Genomic DNA, 15,334 nt, shown 5'->3' with positions numbered 1-15,334 from the left:
TCAGGCCAGGCGGGCGGCAGCCTCGATCAGCGGGCGGCCGAGCCAGTCGCGCGCATCGCGCACGCCGGGCAGGGTGAAGAAGAAGCCGCCGCCGACGGGCTTGATGTATTCCTCCAGCGGCTCGCCGTCGAGGCGCTTCTGCACCGTGATGAAGCCCTTCTCCAGGTCGGCCTGGTAGCAGATGAACAGCAGGCCCATCTCGAGCTGGCCGGACTTGGTCACGCCGTTGGAGTAGTTGAAGGGCCGGCGCAGGATCAGGTTGGCCTGCGACGCGGCGGTGCGCGGGTTCGCCAGGCGGATGTGCGCGTCCAGCGGCGTGACCTTGCCTTCCGGGTCCTTGCGGTAGTCGGGCACGTCGTGCTCGGTGCGGCCGCCTTCCAGCGGCGCGCCGCTGGCCTTGAGGCGGCCGAAGATCGCCTCCTGCTCCTGCAGCGGCGTGCGGTCCCATCGCTCGACGAAGTTGCGGATGATGCGCACCGCCTGGTAGCTGCCGCCGACCGCCCAGGCCGGCTCGCCGTCCTGCGGGCCGACCCAGACGATCTGCTCCATCAGCTTCGCGTCGCCGGCATCCGGGTTGGCCGAGCCGTCGCGAAAGCCCAGGAAGTTGCGCGCGCTCTCCGCCGGCTGGCCGGGCACCGCCGGGATGGGCGGCACGCTGCCTTCCTGCTTCCAGTGCAGGATGAGCAGGTCGGGCGTGTTCTTGATGATGTCGCGCAGGGCGTGGATGTTGGTGTCGGGCGTGTTGGCGCAGAACTGGATCGACAGGTCGCCGTGGCACAGCGCGGCGTCCAGCGCGTCGTTGGGATGCGCCTTCATCTGCAGCAGGTGCTTCGGCCTGAGCCGGGCCAGCCCGTAGCGCTCGTCGTCGAACATCGAAGCGCCCAGCGAGACGGTGACGGTGAGCGCGTCCGGCTGCACCACCGGCCCCAGCAGGCCGGAGCTGGGCGGCGGCAGCTTCGGGTCCAGCTCGGGCTCCTTGCCGCCCTGGGTGAGGAAGGCGATGCGCTCGGTGAGCACGTGGAACAGGCGCTTCAGGTCCTTGCGGTGCTCGGCCAGCACGAAGAAGGAGGCGACCATGCCGTGGCTCGGCCGCGGCGTGACGATGCCGGCCTGGTGCGCGCCGAGGAAGGGCACACGGTCCTGCGTGTGGGTGCTCAGCGGCGCGTCGGTGACCTGCGCGCCGGGGCCGGGCCCTTCGGCCGGGCCGGCCGGCGGCGCCGCGGCGGCGCGGCCGGCCGCGGCCAGCCCTGCCAGCGCGGCGCCGGCGGCGCCCAGCACGCGGCGGCGTTCGGAGGATGCGGGGGCGTTCTTGTCGTTGTTGTCGTTCATGGCTGCTCCAGTCCCAGCGCGGCATTCACCTTGCCGAGGTCGTCGACCAGGGCACGCACCGGCTCGGCGATGGCCCGGCGCTGCGCGTCGTCCAGCGGCGCGGGCTTGAAGCCCTCGCCGTCGCGGTAGGGGTCGAGGGCGGCGGAGAAGGCGGCGAAGCGCTGCCCGACGGCCTGCTCCAGGTCGGGCGCCGCCTTGGCCAGCAGCGGCGAGAGCAGGTCGGCCAGCTTCTTCGTGCCCTCCAGCGTGCCCTGCAGGCTGGCCGCCTCGGCGGGGCCGTAGCGGTCCTCGCCGCCGGCGGGCAGGTTGTCGGCCACGCGGCGCAGCAGTTTGGCGGCGGCGCTGGCCATGCGCTCGGGCGGGATGTCCAGGCCGCGCAGCCGCTCCCTGAGCTGGCCGACGTCGGCCACGAGCTGGCCGGCCGCCGGTGTCAGCGCCTTCAGGTCGCCCTGGCCGGCGCCGAACAGGCCCCACTCGATGCGGTGGAAGCCGGTGAAGGCCGGGTCGGCCTCGCGCTTCTCGAAGTAGTCGGCGCGGGCGTTCAGGCGCTGGTCGAGGTCGGCGAACAGCTCGGCCATCGGCTCCACGCGCTTGTAGGCCTGGTGGGCCGGCGCGTAGAGGGCCCGGGCCTGCTTCAGGTCGCCGGCCTGGATCGCGTCGGCCAGGGCCTGCACGGCGTCCTGCAGGGTGCCGGCCTCCAGCGCGAGGAAGACGCGGTACTCGGCCAGCGGCCCGACGTAGGCCACCAGCGAGGGCCGCGCCGCCTCGGCCTCGGAGGCGGCCGATGGCGTGACGCGCAGCTTGCCGCGCGGGTTGCTCAGGAGGCCGCAGGTGATGTCGAACTCGCCCGGCTGCAGCTTCACCGTCATGGTCTGCGAGAAGCCCGGCGCGATGTTCTCGCGCTCCTCCACCACCATCACGCCGTCCAGGATCTCCCACTCCAGCGCGCGCTTGGAGTTGTTGACGATGGTGAAGGTGGTGCGGCCGGCCGGCACGGTGATCTCGTTGGGCTCGCACACGTTGCCCTGGATGGTGACGGTGACCGCGTTGTCGGCCGCCTTGGGCGGCGCCTTGCGCGCCACGCCGGCGGCCCACCAGAAGGCGGCCAGGCCGGCCACCACCAGCAGCGCCGAGCCGGCGACGGCCGCGCGCATCGCGGCGGAGGATTTCTTGGAGGGATCGGACATCGGGGGAAGGAAAGACTCAGCGGGCCGCGGCGGCCACCGGCGCAGGCGCCGCGGGGCGCAGGAAGAAGAAAAGGGCGACGGCCAGGAAGGCGAGGTAGACGATCACCTCGCCCACCACCGGCGCCGCCTGGTAGCCCAGCAGGCCGGAGAGCACGGCGCCCAGCGGGCTGTCCATGGGCAGCGTGGCGCTCATGTCGAACACCACCTGCTGCAGGTGGTTCCACAGGCCCGCCTCGTGGAACTTGCGCAGCACGCCGGCCAGCAGCCCGGCGGCCACCAGCAGGATGAACAGGCCCGTCAGGCGGAAGAAGCGCCGCAGGTTCAACCGCACGCCGCCCGAATAGAGGCCCCAGCCGACCACCACCGAGACGGCGATGCCGGCCAGCGCACCCACCGGCGCCTCCCATCCGGTGCTCTGCTGGAAGATGGCCAGCAGGAAGAACACCGACTCCAGGCCCTCGCGCGCCACGGCGAGGAAGACCACGCCGATCAGCGCCCAGCCCTGGCCGTCGGCATGGCCCAGCGCCTTGTCGACACCGGCCTGCAGCTCGCCCTTGATGCTGCGCGCCGCCTTGCGCATCCAGAACACCATGGAGGTGAGCAGCACCACCGCGATCAGGCCCACCACGCCCTCGAACAGCTCCTGCTCCTTCTGCGGGAACTCGGCCGCCATGAGCTGCAGGCCGGCGCCGGCGAACAGCGACAGCGCCGCCGCCAGCAGCACGCCCACCCACACGGCGGGCATCAGGCGGCCGCGGCCGGTCTGCTGGAGGTAGCTGGCAACGATGCCGACGATGAGCGCGGCTTCGATGCCTTCGCGCAGCATGATGAGAAAGGGAACGAGCATCGGGACGGCACAAAAGGCAACCCCCCGCGGCCGGTGCGCGGAACGCGCACCCCGCCGATCGAGGGGAAACCCCGAGCATACCCGATCAAATAAGATCGATTCTCATCTTCAAATTTGACCCACCGCAAGGATGGGTGTGGCCGCCCTGCGGCGCGGGGATGCCGGCGGGCGGCGCGTCAGGCGGCGTGCCGCGGCGCCACCCTGTCCAGCGCCGCTGCCAGGTGGCCGACCGTGCGGTCGACGTGGCGCCACTTCTCCAGCCCGAACAGGCCGATGCGGAAGGTGCGGAAGTCTGGCCCCTCGCCGCACTGCAGCGGCACGCCGGAGGCGGTCTGCAGGCCCGCCTCGATGAACTTCTTCGCGCTCTGGATGTCCGGGTCCAGCGTGTAGCTGACCACCACGCCGGGCGCCTTGAAGCCCTCGGCCGCCACGCTGGGAAAGCCGCGCGACTCGAGCAGCGCGCGCACCTTGGCGCCCAGTTCCTCCTGCGCCGCCTTGGCCGTGGCAAAGCCCCAGTCGCGCGTCTCGCGCATCACGTCGCGCAGGCGCACCAGCGCGTCGGTGGGCATCGTCGTGTGGTAGGCGTGCTGGCCCTTCTCGTAGCCCTCGGCGATCTGCATCCACTTCTTCAGGTCGCACGAGAAGCTGCTGCTGGTCGTGCCCTCGATGGCCTCGCGGGCGCGCTCGCTCAGCATCACCATGGCGCAGCAGGGCGAGCTGCTCCAGCCCTTCTGCGGCGCGCTGATGAGCACGTCCACGCCGGTGGCCTGCATGTCCACCCACACGGCGCCGGAGGCCACGCAGTCCAGCACGAACAGCGCGCCCACCTCGTGCGCGGCGGCGCTCACGGTGCGCAGGTAGTCGTCGGGCAGCAGGATGCCGCTGGCCGTCTCGACGTGCGGCGCGAACACGACCTTGGGCTTCTCGGCGCGGATGGCGGCGGCCACCTCCTCGGCCGGGCACGGCGCCCAGGGCGCCTGCGGGCCTTCGCCCTGGGGCCGGGCCTTGCAGACCACGGCGCCGCCGCCCGAGGAAGCGCTGGGCCGCCCCGAGCTTCCTTGCGCCCCTTGGGGGCCGGGCAGGGCATCGCCCTGCCCTGGGGGCAGACCCAATCCGCCGGCGTCGAAGATCTGGCTCCAGCGGTAGCTGAACCAGCCGTTGCGCACGATCAGCACCTTCTCGCGGTTGGCGAACTGGCGCGCCACCGCCTCCATGCCGAAGGTGCCGCTGCCCGGCACCAGCACCGCCGTGTGCGCGTGGTAGACCTCCTTGAGCATGCCCAGGATGTCCTGCACCACGCCGGTGAAGCGCTTGGACATGTGGTTGAGCGCGCGGTCGGTGTAGACCACCGAGAACTCGAGGAGGCCGTCGGGGTCGATGTCGGGCAGAAGGCCGGGCATGGGCTGTCTCCGTGTACTGGAAGGGGAAGGAAAGTCGGTGCGGCGGCTCGCCGATACTCGCGGGCCCGCCGGGGCCGCACCAGTGTAGGGCGCCCCGGCCGCCGCTGCTGCCGCCGCCGATTCCCGATGCCCGTCACCCCCCTGCTCCTGCTGTGCACCGTCATCGCCGTCCAGGACGGCGACAGCCTGCGCGTGCGATGCCCCGACGCCGATGCCAGCCCGCCGGCCGTGCGCAGCGTGCGCATCCATGCCATCGACGCGCCCGAATACCGCCAGCCTTTCGGCAACCGCGCCCGCCAGGCCCTGCGGCAGGCCGTGTACCGCCGGACGGTGCGGCTGGACTGCGTGGACACCGACGCCTACGCGCGGCTGGTCTGCAAGGTGAGCACCGTCGCCTCGGCGGGGCGGCCGGCCGAGGACGTCGGACTGGCACAGGTGCGAAGCGGTCTGGCCTGGTGGTACCAGCGCTATGCCGGCGCGCAGACGCCGGCCGACCAGGCCCGCTACGCCCGGGCGCAGGAGGATGCGCAGCGCGCGGGCAGCGGCCTCTGGCGCGACGCGGACCGCGCGGTGCCGCCCTGGCAGTGGCGGCGCAGCCATCCGCCGGTGCACGGCCCGCGCTGAGACTCAGGCCTCGGCGTCCTCCTGCGGCAGCGGGCGCGCCAGCACGCGGTCGATGCGGCGCCCCTCCAGCGCCAGCACCTCGAAGCGCCACCCGCTCACCTCGATCTGCTCGCCCACCTCGGGCAGGTGCCCGGAGACGGCCATCAGCAGCCCGGCCACCGTGTTGTAGCGGCCGCGCTCCTCGTCGGGCAGCTCGCGGATGTCCAGGCGCGCGCGCAGTTCGGACACCGGCATCAGGCCGTCCAGCGCCCAGCTCCCGTCCTCGCCCGGCGTGGCCCAGGCATCGGCCGGCATGCCGGGCTGCAGTTCGCCGGTGATGGCCTCCAGCAGGTCGCGCGGGGTCAGCAGGCCCTGCACCACGCCGTACTCGTCGACCACGAAGACCAGCCGCCCGGCGCGGGTGCGGAACTGCTCCAGCAGCTCCAGGCCCGAGAGCGTCTCGGGCACGAAGGAGGCCGGCTGCGCCACGCCGCTGACCGTGCCCGCATGGTCGCGCCCGAGCTGCAGCAGTTGCGCCACCGCGACCACGCCCACCACGTCGTCCAGCGAGCCGCGGCACACCGGGTACCACGAGTGCACCAGGTTCAGCTTGGCCGCCTCGGCCACCTTGTCCAGCGCCTGTGCCACCGTCAGGCCGGCCTCCATCCACTCGATGTCGGCACGCGGCACCATCAGCGAGGACAGGCGGCGCTCGTCCAGGTGGAACACGTTGCGCACCATCTGGTGCTCGTGGCGCTCGATCACGCCGGCGTCCACGCCCTCCTCCAGGCTGGCGGAGATCTCCTCCTCGGTCACCGCGCGCGCGGCGCTCGAGTCGATGCGCAGCAGCCGCAGCGTCGCTGCGGTGGCGCCCGACAGCAGCCACACGAAGGGCTTGGCCCCGCGGGCCAGCGCGTTCATCGGCCGCGCGACCCAGCGCGACACCGCCTCCGGGTAGAGCTGGCCGATGCGCTTGGGCACCAGCTCGCCGAAGATGATGGTGAAGAAGGTGATGGCGCTGACCACCAGCGCCGTGGACACCACGCTCGCCACGCCGGCGCTCATGCCCTGCGCGACCATCCATTCGCCCAGCGGGCCGGCAAAGGCCGCCTCGCCCACGATGCCGCTGAGCATGCCGATGGAGGTGATGCCGATCTGCACCGTCGAGAGGAACTGGGTCGGCGACTCCATCAGCTTGAGCGCCGCGGCGGCGCCGGCATCGCCGGTTTCGGCCAGCGCCGCCAGGCGGGCGCGGCGGCTGGTGGACAGGGCCATTTCGGACATTGCGAACAGCGCGTTGCACGTTGTCAGCAAGGCCAGCAGGAAGACATCCATCGAGGGGAAAGGAGAATGCGAAGCATGGGACTCTATCTGATCGGCGACGTGCAGGGCTGCGACGAAGCCCTGGGCCGCCTGCTGGCCGAGATCGCCTTCTCGCCCAGCCGCGACGAACTGGTGCTGCTGGGCGACCTGGTCAACCGCGGCCCCGACTCCGCCGCCGTGCTGCGCCGCGCGATGCGCCTGGGCGGCAGCGCGCAGTGCCTGCTGGGCAACCACGACCTGCACCTGCTGGGCGTGGCGCACGGCGTGCGCAAGGCCGGGCGCCGCGACACGCTGGCGCCGCTGCTGGCCGCGCCCGACCGCGAGGCGATGCTCGACTGGCTGCGCCGCCAGTCGATGGCGCTGCACCGGCGCGTGGGGGGCGGCGACCTGCTGATGGTGCACGCCGGCGTGCTGCCCTCATGGACCGTGCAGGACACGCTGGCGCTGGCCGGCGAGCTGGAGGCCGTGCTGCGCGGCCCGCAGCTGGCCGCCTTCCTGCACGAGATGTACGGCAATGCGCCCGCCGCCTGGCGGGACGACCTGCGCGGCAGCGCCCGGCTGCGCGTCATCGTCAACGCCCTCACCCGGCTGCGCTTCTGCACGCCGGCGGGCGAGATGGAGTTCGAGGCCAAGGACGGGACGGCCGAGCCGCCCGCCGGCCACCTGCCGTGGTTCGACGTGCCCGGCCGACGCACCGCCGGCGCGACCGTCGCCTTCGGCCACTGGTCGACCCTGGGCTACGTCTCGCGCCCCGACCTGCTGGCCACCGACACCGGCTGCGTGTGGGGCGGCTGCCTCACGGCGGTGCGCATCGGCGCCACGCTGGCCGACCGCGAACGCATCCAGGTGCACTGCCCCCAGGCGCAGAAGCCCGGCTGAGGGCCGAAGGAAGGGGTCAGTCCTGCTCGGCGGCCTGCGGCTCGGTGAGCGCCGTGGCCGGCGAGGCAGCAGCGGCGGGATCGTCCGCCTGCGGCTCGGCCACCTTGGCCTTGAACAGCGCCGCGACCTTGCGCCGGCTGCGGATGTTGGTCGACATGCGCCGCTGCAGCGGCGCGCCGGCGGCCTTGGCGGCGGCCTCCCAGGCCGGCGCGGCATCGCGCTCGCCCGGCTCGTAGGGCTGGTCGAAGAAGGGGTCGCGCGGCGCGGCCGGCGCCCGGTGCTGCGGACGCGGCGCACGGTAGCCGTCGCTGCCGCGGCCGCCGCGCGGCGCGGCGTCCAGCGCATCGCGCGCGTCGCCGGCCTCGCCCTCCTCGCGCCAGCGGCGGCGGCCGTCGTTGATGCGGCCGCGCGGGCGGTCGTCCTCGAACTCCAGCGGCTCCAGCTCGATCTTCTTCTTGATCAGCTTCTCGATGTCCGACACCAGCCGGACGTCGTTGCCGCCGGCCGCGAAGCTCACCGCCAGACCCGAAGCGCCGGCGCGGCCCGTGCGGCCGATGCGGTGCACGTAGTCCTCGGCGTTGAAGGGGATGTCGTAGTTGAAGACCGCCGGCACGTCCTTGATGTCCAGCCCGCGGGCGGCCACGTCGGTGGCCACCAGCAGATCCACCTCGCCGGCCTTGAAGGCGGCCAGCGACTTCAGGCGCTCGTCCTGGCTCTTGTCGCCGTGCAGCGCGGTGCAGCGCAGGCCATCGCGCTCCAGCGTGCGGGCCAGGCGTGCGGTGCCCAGCTTGCTGTTGCAGAACACGAAGGCCTGCGTGATGCCGCGCTGGCGCACGATCTGCTTGAGCGCGCGGCGCTTGTCGTCCTCGGGCACGCTGTAGAAATGCTGCTCGACGGTGGAGGCCGTCTCGTTCGGCCGCGCCACCTCGATGGTGACGGGGTTCTGCAGGTAGCTGCCGGCCAGGCGCTTGATCTCGGGCGAGAAGGTCGCGGAGAACAGCAGCGTGGTGCGCTGCTTGGGCAGGTACGAGAGGATGCGCTGCAGGTCGGGCAGGAAACCGATGTCCAGCATGCGGTCGGCCTCGTCCAGCACCACGTACTCGACCTGGTTGAGCACGGCGTTCTTGGCCTCGATGTGGTCCAGCAGGCGGCCCGGCGTGGCCACCAGCACCTCCACGCCTTTCTTCAGTTCGGCCGTCTGGGGCTTCATGTCGATGCCGCCGAAGACCACCGTGCTGCGCAACTGGGTGTACTTGGCGTACATCTTGACCTGCTGGGCCACCTGGTCGGCCAACTCGCGCGTGGGCAGCAGCACCAGCGCGCGCACCGGGTGCCGGGCGGGCGAGGTGGAGGCGTTCTCGTGCTGGAGCAGGCGCTGCAGCAGCGGCAGCGAGAAGGCCGCCGTCTTGCCCGTGCCGGTCTGGGCGGCGCCCATCACGTCCTGGCCTGCCAGCACCACCGGAATGGCCTGTGCCTGGATCGGCGTCATGTTCTCGTAGCCCATGTCGGCTACGGCGCGCTTGAGGGGTTCCGCCAGCGCGAGGTCGGAATAGAGGGTACTCATGAAGCCCTCGATTGTCGCACTGCCGCAAAAAGCGGCAGTGACAAGGCGCAAAAATGGCCCTTCGGTCAACCGCTTCGCATCTGCCCGCCCCCCGAGGGGATGCTTTCGTCTTGTGGCGGCCCGGCGACGAAACGCCCTGCAGCCCTGGCGAAAACCCCTACGGAGCCTGGGCGCCGAAGGTGTCGCAGCTCTGCACGCTGCCGGTCTTGAAGCCCTGCGTGAACCAGCGCACGCGCTGGGCGCTGGAGCCGTGGGTGAACGCGTCGGGCCGCACGGTGCCGGTCTGCTGACGCTGGAGCGTGTCGTCGCCGATCTGCTCGGCGGCGTTGATGGCCGACTCGATGTCGCCCTGGTCGAGCCACTGGCGGGCTTGCTGCGAGTGGTTGGCCCACACCCCCGCGTAGCAGTCGGCCTGCAGTTCCAGCCGCACCGAGAGCTGGTTCTGGTCGCGCTGGCTGACGCGCCCGCGCATCGAATCGATCTTAGCCGTGGTGCCCAGCAGCGCCTGCACGTGGTGGCCCACCTCGTGGGCGATCACGTAGGCGCGGGCGAACTCGCCGGGCGCGCCGAGCTGCCGGCTCATGGTGTCGAAGAAGCCCATGTCCAGGTAGACCTTGTGGTCTCCGGGGCAGTAGAAGGGCCCCATCGCGCTCTGCCCGGTGCCGCAGGCGGTGGGCGTGGCGCCGCGAAACAGCACCAGCTTGGGCGCCCGGTACTGCGCCCCGCCCTGGCGGAAGATCTGGCCCCACACGTCCTCGGTGGAGGCCAGCACCGTGGAGACGAAGGCGGCCTGCCGGTCGCCGGCCGGCGGCGCGGAGGCCGGCCCCTGCTGCTGCACCTGCGGCTCGCCGCCGCCGGAGAGCACGCCGATGGTGGTCAGCGGGTTGATGCCGAACACGCCCCAGCCGATCAGCGCGATCACCACCGTACCGATGCCGATGGAGCGCCCGCCGATGAAGCCGCCCCCGCCGCCGCTGCGGCGGTCTTCCACGTTGTCCGACTGCCGGTTGCCTTCCCACTTCATGGCACGCCTCCTTTTTTCAGGCCTTGGGCAGCGTCACCCCGTGCTGGCCCTGGTACTTGCCGCCGCGGTCCTTGTAGCTCGTCTCGCAGACGTCGTCGGGATCGCTCTCGAAGAACAGCACCTGCGCACAGCCCTCGCCCGCGTAGATCTTGGCCGGCAGCGGCGTGGTGTTGCTGAACTCCAGCGTCACGTAGCCCTCCCATTCGGGCTCGAAGGGGGTGACGTTGACGATGATGCCGCAGCGTGCGTAGGTGCTCTTGCCCAGGCAGATGGTCAGCACGTTGCGCGGGATGCGGAAGTACTCCACCGTGCGCGCCAGCGCGAAGCTGTTGGGCGGGATGATGCAGTGGTCGCCGTGCATGTCCACGAAGCTCTTCTCGTCGAAGTTCTTCGGGTCCACCACCGTGCTGTGGATGTTGGTGAAGACCTTGAATTCAGGCGCGCAGCGGATGTCGTAGCCGTAGCTGCTGGTGCCGTAGCTGATGAGCTTGCGCCCGTCCTGCGCGCGGATCTGCCCCGGCTCGAAGGGCTCGATCATGCCGTGCTGCTCGGCCATGCGCCGGATCCATTTGTCGCTCTTGATGCTCATGTGCGCTTCCCGGGTGAGGCGCGGATTCTAGGGTCCGGCGCGCCCAGCGCCGGCCAGCGGCCGCTCAGGCCGGCAGCAGCGCCTGCGACACCACCGTGCGCTCGATCAGCCGGTCGTCGCCCAGCACGATCATGGCGAAGAGCAGTTCCTCCAGGCTCTGCGCCCGCGCCGTCTTGCGCGCCAGCAGCGGCGTGGCCTGCGGGTTGAGCACGACGAAGTCGGCCTCGCAGCCCGGCTGCAGGTTGCCCACCACGCCCTCCAGGCCGAGCGCCTGGGCGGCCGCGCCGGTGTGGCGCCACCACAGCTGCGAGGGCGCCAGGCTCAGGCCCGGCTTGGTCTGGCCCTCGCGGCCGACGTAGTAGGCGGCCATCATGGTGTGGAAGGGGCTGAAGCTGGTGCCGCCGCCCACGTCGCTGGCCAGCGCGTGGTGGTAGCCGACGCGCTGCGCGCCCTCGAAGTCGAAGAAGCCGCTGCCCAGGAACAGGTTGCTGGTGGGGCTGACGGCCGCGGCGGCGCCGGTCTCGCGCATCAGCTGCCGGTCGGCGTCGTCGAAGTGGATGCAGTGCGCGTACACGGCGCGCCGGCGCATCAGGCCGAAACCGACGTACACGTCGAGGTAGGAGCGCGCGGCGGGGAACAGCTCGCGCACCCAGCGCACCTCGTCCTTGTTCTCGGCCACGTGGGTGTGGATCCAGGTGTCGCCGTAGCGCGCCGCCAGCTCGCCGGCGCCGCGCAGCTGCGCATCGGTGCTGGTGGGCGCGAAGCGCGGGGTGATGGCATAGCCCAGCCGGCCGATGCCGTGCCAGCGGCGGATCAGCGCCTCGGTGTCGATCAGGCTCTGCTCGGTGTCGTCGCGCACGCCGTCGGGCGAGTGGCGGTCCTGCAGCACCTTGCCGGCGATCATGCGCAGCGCCCGCCCGCGGGCCGCCTCGAAGAAGGCATCGACCGAGGCCGGGTGCGAGGTAGCGAAGACCAGCGCGGTGGTCACGCCGTTGCGCAGCAGCTCGTCGAGGAAGAAACCGGCCACCTCGGCCGCGTGCGCCGGTTCGGCGAAGCGCGACTCGGTGGGGAAGGTGTAGTTCTCCAGCCAGGGCAGCAGGCCCTCGGCCGGCGCGCCGATGATGTCCGTCTGCGGGAAATGGACATGCATGTCGATGAAGCCCGGCGCGATGATGCGGCCCGGCCAGTGGGTCACGGGCGCGTCGGCATGGCGCGACGCGACGGCCGCGAAGGGGCCGGCGTCGATGACGCGCTGGCCGCCGTCCGGGTCGGGGCCGACGACCAGCAGGCCGTCCTCGTCGTACAGGGGCTGGCCGGCGGCGTCGAAGCGCAGCAGGGAGGCGCGGTAGGCTTTTTTCATCGTGCGGGGGCAAGCGTAGCGCCGGTCTCTGCCCGCGTCATACGGCGCCGCCGTATGACCTTCATACGGTCAGCCGGAAGGACGCTCAGAGCGCCAGGCGCCGGCGGGCCTCGGCGTACTCGCTCTTGAGCCGCTCGATGTAGGCCTGCGCGCTGCTCACCTCGCGGATCGCGCCGATGCCCTGGCCCGAGCCCCAGATGTCCTTCCAGGCCTTGGCCTTGCTGCCGTCGCCGGTGGCGAAGTTCATGGTCTTCAGGTCCCCCTCGGGCAGGTTGGCCGGGTCCATGCCGGCCGCCACGATGCTGGGCGCCAGGTAATTGCCGTGCACGCCGGTGAAGAGGTTGGAATAGATGATGTCGTCCGAGGTGCCGTCGACGATGGCCTGCTTGTAGGCGTCGCTGGCGCGCGCCTCCTCGGTGGCGATGAAAGCGGTGCCGATGTAGGCGAAGTCCGCCCCCATCGCCTGCGCCGCCAGCACCGCGCCGCCGTTGGCGATGGAGCCCGACAGCGCCAGTGGCCCGTCGAACCACTGGCGGATCTCCTGCACCAGCGCGAAGGGGCTCTTGGTGCCCGCGTGGCCGCCGGCGCCGGCCGCCACCGCGATCAGGCCGTCGGCGCCCTTCTCGATCGCCTTCTGCGCGAAGGTGTTGTTGATGATGTCGTGCAGCGTCACGCCGCCGTAGCTGTGCACCGCGTCGTTGACGTCGGTGCGCGCGCCCAGCGAGGTGATGACGATCGGCACCTTGTACTTGACCACCATCTCCATGTCGTGCTCGAGCCGGTCGTTGCTCTTGTGCACGATCTGGTTGATGGCGAAGGGCGCGGCGGGCCTGTCGGGGTTGGCCTTGTTGTACGCGGCCAGTTCCTCGGTGATTTCGGCCAGCCATTCGTCGAGCTGCGCGGCCGGCCGGGCGTTGAGCGCCGGCATGGAGCCGACCACGCCGGCCTTGCATTGCGCCACCACCAGCTTGGGGTTGCTGATGATGAACAGGGGCGAGCCGATGATGGGCAGCGGCAGGTGCGCGAGCGCGCCGGGCAGTCTGGACATGGACAGGGTCTCCGGGATGGCGATGAGGGGAAAAGTCAGAAGGCGTCCACCGGCAGCGCCATCACGCTGGCGGCGCCGCCGACGATGGCGTCGCGCTGGCCGGGCACGCGCGTGAGGATGTGGTCGGCGTAGAAACGCGCGGTGGCGATCTTGGCCTGCATGAAGGGCGCGTCCTCGCCCTGCGCCGCCAGCTTCTCGGCCGCGAGCAGCGAGCGCGCCAGCTGCCAGCCTGCCACCAGGTTGCCGGCCAGCAGCAGGTAGGGGACGCTGCCGGCGAAGACGTCGTTGGGCGAACCCTTGGCGCCGCCGGCGACGAACTTCACGACCTCGGCGAAGGCCTCGCGCGCGGCGGCCAGGCGCTGCGCCACGGCCTTCGCGTCGGCGCTGCCGCCGGCGGCCAGCTCGGCTTCGGTCTTGGCGATCTGCGCGGCGATGGCCAGCGCCGTCTGCCCGCCGTCGCGCGCCGTCTTGCGGCCCACCAGGTCGTTGGCCTGGATGGCGGTGGTGCCCTCGTAGATCGGCAGGATGCGCGCGTCGCGGTAGTACTGGGCGGCCCCCGTCTCCTCGATGAAGCCCATGCCGCCGTGCACCTGCACGCCCAGCGAGGTGGCCTCGATGCTCATCTCGGTGCTGTAGCCCTTGACCAGCGGCACCAGGAATTCGTAGAAGGCCTGGTTCTGCCTGCGCGCGTCGGCGTCCGGGTGGTGGTGGGCGGCGTCGTAGGCGGCGGCGGCCACGGTCGCCATGGCGCGGCAGCCTTCGGTGAGGGCGCGCATGGTCATCAGCATGCGGCGCACGTCGGGGTGGTGGACGATGGCGGCGCTGCCGGCCACCGAGCCGTCCACCGGGCGGCTCTGCACGCGCTCCTTGGCGTAGGCCGCCGCGTGCTGGTAGGCCCGCTCGGCCACCGCGATGCCCTGCACGCCCACGGCGTAGCGGGCGGCGTTCATCATGATGAACATGTACTCCAGGCCGCGGTTCTCCTCGCCGACGAGGTAGCCGACGGCGCCGCCGTTGTCACCGTACTGGAGCACGGCGGTGGGACTGGCCTTGATGCCCAGCTTGTGCTCGATGCTCACGCAGTGCACGTCGTTGCGCGCGCCGAGGCTGCCGTCCGCGTTCACCATGAACTTCGGCACCACGAACAGGCTGATGCCCTTCACGCCCTCCGGCGCGCCGGCCACGCGGGCCAGCACCAGGTGGACGATGTTCGGCGCCATGTCGTGCTCGCCGTAGGTGATGAAGATCTTGGTGCCGAAGACCTTGTAGGTGCCGTCGGGCTGCGGCTCGGCGCGGCTGCGCACCAGCGCCAGGTCGCTGCCGGCTTGCGGCTCGGTGAGGTTCATGGTGCCGGTCCACTCGCCGCTGACCAGCTTCTCCAGGTAGGTCGCCTTCAGTTCGTCGGAGCCGGCGGTGAGCAGCGCCTCGATGGCGCCGTCGGTCAGCAGCGGGCACAGCGCGAAGCTGAGGTTGGCGCTGTTGACCATCTCGCCGCAGGCCGCGCCGATCAGCTTGGGCAGGCCCTGGCCGCCGAAGTCGGCCGGATGCTGCAGCCCCTGCCAGCCGCCGGCCGCGTACTGCGCGAAGGCCTCCTTGAAGCCGGGCGTGGCCGTCACCTCGCCGGCCTGGAAGGCGGAGGGCTCCTGGTCGCCCTTGACGTTCAGCGGCGCCAGCACGTCCTGCGTGAACTTCGCGCACTCTTCCAGCACGGCCTTGGCGGTGTCCAGGCCGGCGTCCTCGAAGCCGGGCAGCTTCGCGATCTCGTCGATGCGCGCCAGGTGCTCGATGTCGAACAGCATGTCCTTGAGGGGGGCGGTGTAGCTCATGGGGTCTCCTTCCTGTCGCCCGCCTGCCTGCGGACATGGGACGTGAAAAGGGCATCGCGAACGATGCCCCGGGATGCCATACGGATGAGGTTGGCCTGCGGCCTTAGAGCGCCTTGACCAGCTCCGGCACGGCGGCGAACAGGTCCGCCTCCAGCCCGTAGTCGGCCACGCTGAAGATCGGCGCCTCCGGGTCCTTGTTGATCGCCACGATCACCTTCGAGTCCTTCATCCCCGCCAGATGCTGGATCGCCCCCGAGATCCCCGCCGCGATGTACAGCTGCGGCGCCACGATCTTGCCCGTCTGACCCACCTGCAGGTCATTGGGGGCGTAGCCCGCATCCACCGCCGCGCGGCT

Annotated in this window: 14 protein-coding genes; 2 read left to right on the top strand and 12 right to left on the bottom strand. The window is 71.5% G+C overall.

The window, feature by feature from the left end:
* From efeB to Q392_RS20910, 4 genes are all read right to left on the bottom strand, one after another.
* Entirely contained in the window at positions 1–1,329 is a 1,329-nt protein-coding gene (efeB, locus tag Q392_RS20925) for an iron uptake transporter deferrochelatase/peroxidase subunit (protein ID WP_038211825.1), read from the bottom strand.
* Complete coding sequence (gene efeO / locus Q392_RS20920; protein ID WP_038211823.1) at positions 1,326–2,516, bottom strand: iron uptake system protein EfeO; 1,191 nt, start codon at positions 2,514–2,516, stop codon at positions 1,326–1,328. The genes efeB and efeO overlap by 4 nt, the downstream gene beginning before the upstream one ends.
* 16 nt (positions 2,517–2,532) lie before the next feature.
* On the bottom strand, positions 2,533–3,363 hold the full coding sequence (gene efeU / locus Q392_RS20915) for an iron uptake transporter permease EfeU (protein WP_038211822.1): 831 nt from the start codon (positions 3,361–3,363) through the stop codon (positions 2,533–2,535).
* 176 nt (positions 3,364–3,539) lie between these two features.
* Positions 3,540–4,763, bottom strand: coding sequence for an aminotransferase class V-fold PLP-dependent enzyme (locus Q392_RS20910; protein ID WP_038211821.1), 1,224 nt, complete (start codon positions 4,761–4,763; stop codon positions 3,540–3,542).
* 126 nt (positions 4,764–4,889) lie between these two features.
* Here Q392_RS20910 and Q392_RS20905 point away from each other — a divergent pair, with 126 nt between their 5' ends.
* Positions 4,890–5,387 carry a thermonuclease family protein gene (locus Q392_RS20905; RefSeq protein ID WP_038211820.1) on the top strand — a complete coding sequence of 166 codons (498 nt, stop codon included), beginning with the start codon at positions 4,890–4,892 and terminating at the stop codon, positions 5,385–5,387.
* Positions 5,388–5,390: 3 nt separating this feature from the next.
* On the opposite strand, the gene Q392_RS20900 is transcribed toward Q392_RS20905, so the two are convergent.
* Positions 5,391–6,701 carry a hemolysin family protein gene (locus tag Q392_RS20900; RefSeq protein WP_038211819.1) on the bottom strand — a complete coding sequence of 437 codons (1,311 nt, stop codon included), beginning with the start codon at positions 6,699–6,701 and terminating at the stop codon, positions 5,391–5,393.
* Positions 6,702–6,725: 24 nt separating this feature from the next.
* Between Q392_RS20900 and Q392_RS20895 the strand changes: the two genes are divergently transcribed.
* The gene (locus Q392_RS20895; protein ID WP_038211817.1) at positions 6,726–7,568 is read left to right on the top strand and encodes a symmetrical bis(5'-nucleosyl)-tetraphosphatase; all 843 of its coding nucleotides are present in this window, start codon (positions 6,726–6,728) and stop codon (positions 7,566–7,568) included.
* A 16-nt stretch (positions 7,569–7,584) separates the two neighbouring features.
* Here Q392_RS20895 and Q392_RS20890 read toward each other — a convergent pair whose 3' ends face one another.
* From Q392_RS20890 to Q392_RS20860, 7 genes are all read right to left on the bottom strand, one after another.
* Positions 7,585–9,132 carry a DEAD/DEAH box helicase gene (locus Q392_RS20890; protein WP_051953811.1) on the bottom strand — a complete coding sequence of 516 codons (1,548 nt, stop codon included), beginning with the start codon at positions 9,130–9,132 and terminating at the stop codon, positions 7,585–7,587.
* Positions 9,133–9,289: 157 nt separating this feature from the next.
* A complete protein-coding gene (ypfJ, locus tag Q392_RS20885) occupies positions 9,290–10,156 on the bottom strand; it encodes a KPN_02809 family neutral zinc metallopeptidase (RefSeq protein WP_038211816.1) in 867 nt (288 codons plus the stop codon).
* 16 nt (positions 10,157–10,172) lie between these two features.
* A complete protein-coding gene (gene dcd / locus Q392_RS20880) occupies positions 10,173–10,745 on the bottom strand; it encodes a dCTP deaminase (RefSeq protein ID WP_038211814.1) in 573 nt (190 codons plus the stop codon).
* A 64-nt stretch (positions 10,746–10,809) separates the two neighbouring features.
* Positions 10,810–12,105, bottom strand: a complete 1,296-nt coding sequence (gene guaD, locus Q392_RS20875) for a guanine deaminase (protein ID WP_038211812.1) — start codon at positions 12,103–12,105, stop codon at positions 10,810–10,812.
* A gap of 85 nt (positions 12,106–12,190) precedes the next feature.
* Positions 12,191–13,153, bottom strand: coding sequence for an NAD(P)H-dependent flavin oxidoreductase (locus Q392_RS20870; protein ID WP_038211811.1), 963 nt, complete (start codon positions 13,151–13,153; stop codon positions 12,191–12,193).
* Between the two features lie 35 nt (positions 13,154–13,188).
* Entirely contained in the window at positions 13,189–14,979 is a 1,791-nt protein-coding gene (locus tag Q392_RS20865) for an acyl-CoA dehydrogenase (protein WP_038211810.1), read from the bottom strand.
* A gap of 103 nt (positions 14,980–15,082) precedes the next feature.
* A partial coding sequence (locus Q392_RS20860; RefSeq protein WP_038211808.1) for an electron transfer flavoprotein subunit alpha/FixB family protein occupies positions 15,083–15,334 on the bottom strand: 252 nt, incomplete at its 5' end.

Source organism: Xenophilus azovorans DSM 13620 (genome assembly GCF_000745855.1).
GTDB lineage: Bacteria > Pseudomonadota > Gammaproteobacteria > Burkholderiales > Burkholderiaceae_C > Xenophilus > Xenophilus azovorans.
This window is presented reverse-complemented; position numbering and strand designations above follow the sequence as displayed.

What these genes read in the sequence shown, in the direction of transcription:
- efeB (WP_038211825.1), bottom strand. Translation starts at nt 1,329, where the DNA reads ATGAACGACAACAACGACAAGAACGCCCCCGCATCCTCCGAACGCCGC.
- efeO (WP_038211823.1), bottom strand. Translation starts at nt 2,516, where the DNA reads ATGTCCGATCCCTCCAAGAAATCCTCCGCCGCGATGCGCGCGGCCGTC.
- efeU (WP_038211822.1), bottom strand. Translation starts at nt 3,363, where the DNA reads ATGCTCGTTCCCTTTCTCATCATGCTGCGCGAAGGCATCGAAGCCGCG.
- Q392_RS20910 (WP_038211821.1), bottom strand. Translation starts at nt 4,763, where the DNA reads ATGCCCGGCCTTCTGCCCGACATCGACCCCGACGGCCTCCTCGAGTTC.
- Q392_RS20905 (WP_038211820.1), top strand. Translation starts at nt 4,890, where the DNA reads ATGCCCGTCACCCCCCTGCTCCTGCTGTGCACCGTCATCGCCGTCCAG.
- Q392_RS20900 (WP_038211819.1), bottom strand. Translation starts at nt 6,701, where the DNA reads ATGGATGTCTTCCTGCTGGCCTTGCTGACAACGTGCAACGCGCTGTTC.
- Q392_RS20895 (WP_038211817.1), top strand. Translation starts at nt 6,726, where the DNA reads ATGGGACTCTATCTGATCGGCGACGTGCAGGGCTGCGACGAAGCCCTG.
- Q392_RS20890 (WP_051953811.1), bottom strand. Translation starts at nt 9,132, where the DNA reads ATGAGTACCCTCTATTCCGACCTCGCGCTGGCGGAACCCCTCAAGCGC.
- ypfJ (WP_038211816.1), bottom strand. Translation starts at nt 10,156, where the DNA reads ATGAAGTGGGAAGGCAACCGGCAGTCGGACAACGTGGAAGACCGCCGC.
- dcd (WP_038211814.1), bottom strand. Translation starts at nt 10,745, where the DNA reads ATGAGCATCAAGAGCGACAAATGGATCCGGCGCATGGCCGAGCAGCAC.
- guaD (WP_038211812.1), bottom strand. Translation starts at nt 12,105, where the DNA reads ATGAAAAAAGCCTACCGCGCCTCCCTGCTGCGCTTCGACGCCGCCGGC.
- Q392_RS20870 (WP_038211811.1), bottom strand. Translation starts at nt 13,153, where the DNA reads ATGTCCAGACTGCCCGGCGCGCTCGCGCACCTGCCGCTGCCCATCATC.
- Q392_RS20865 (WP_038211810.1), bottom strand. Translation starts at nt 14,979, where the DNA reads ATGAGCTACACCGCCCCCCTCAAGGACATGCTGTTCGACATCGAGCAC.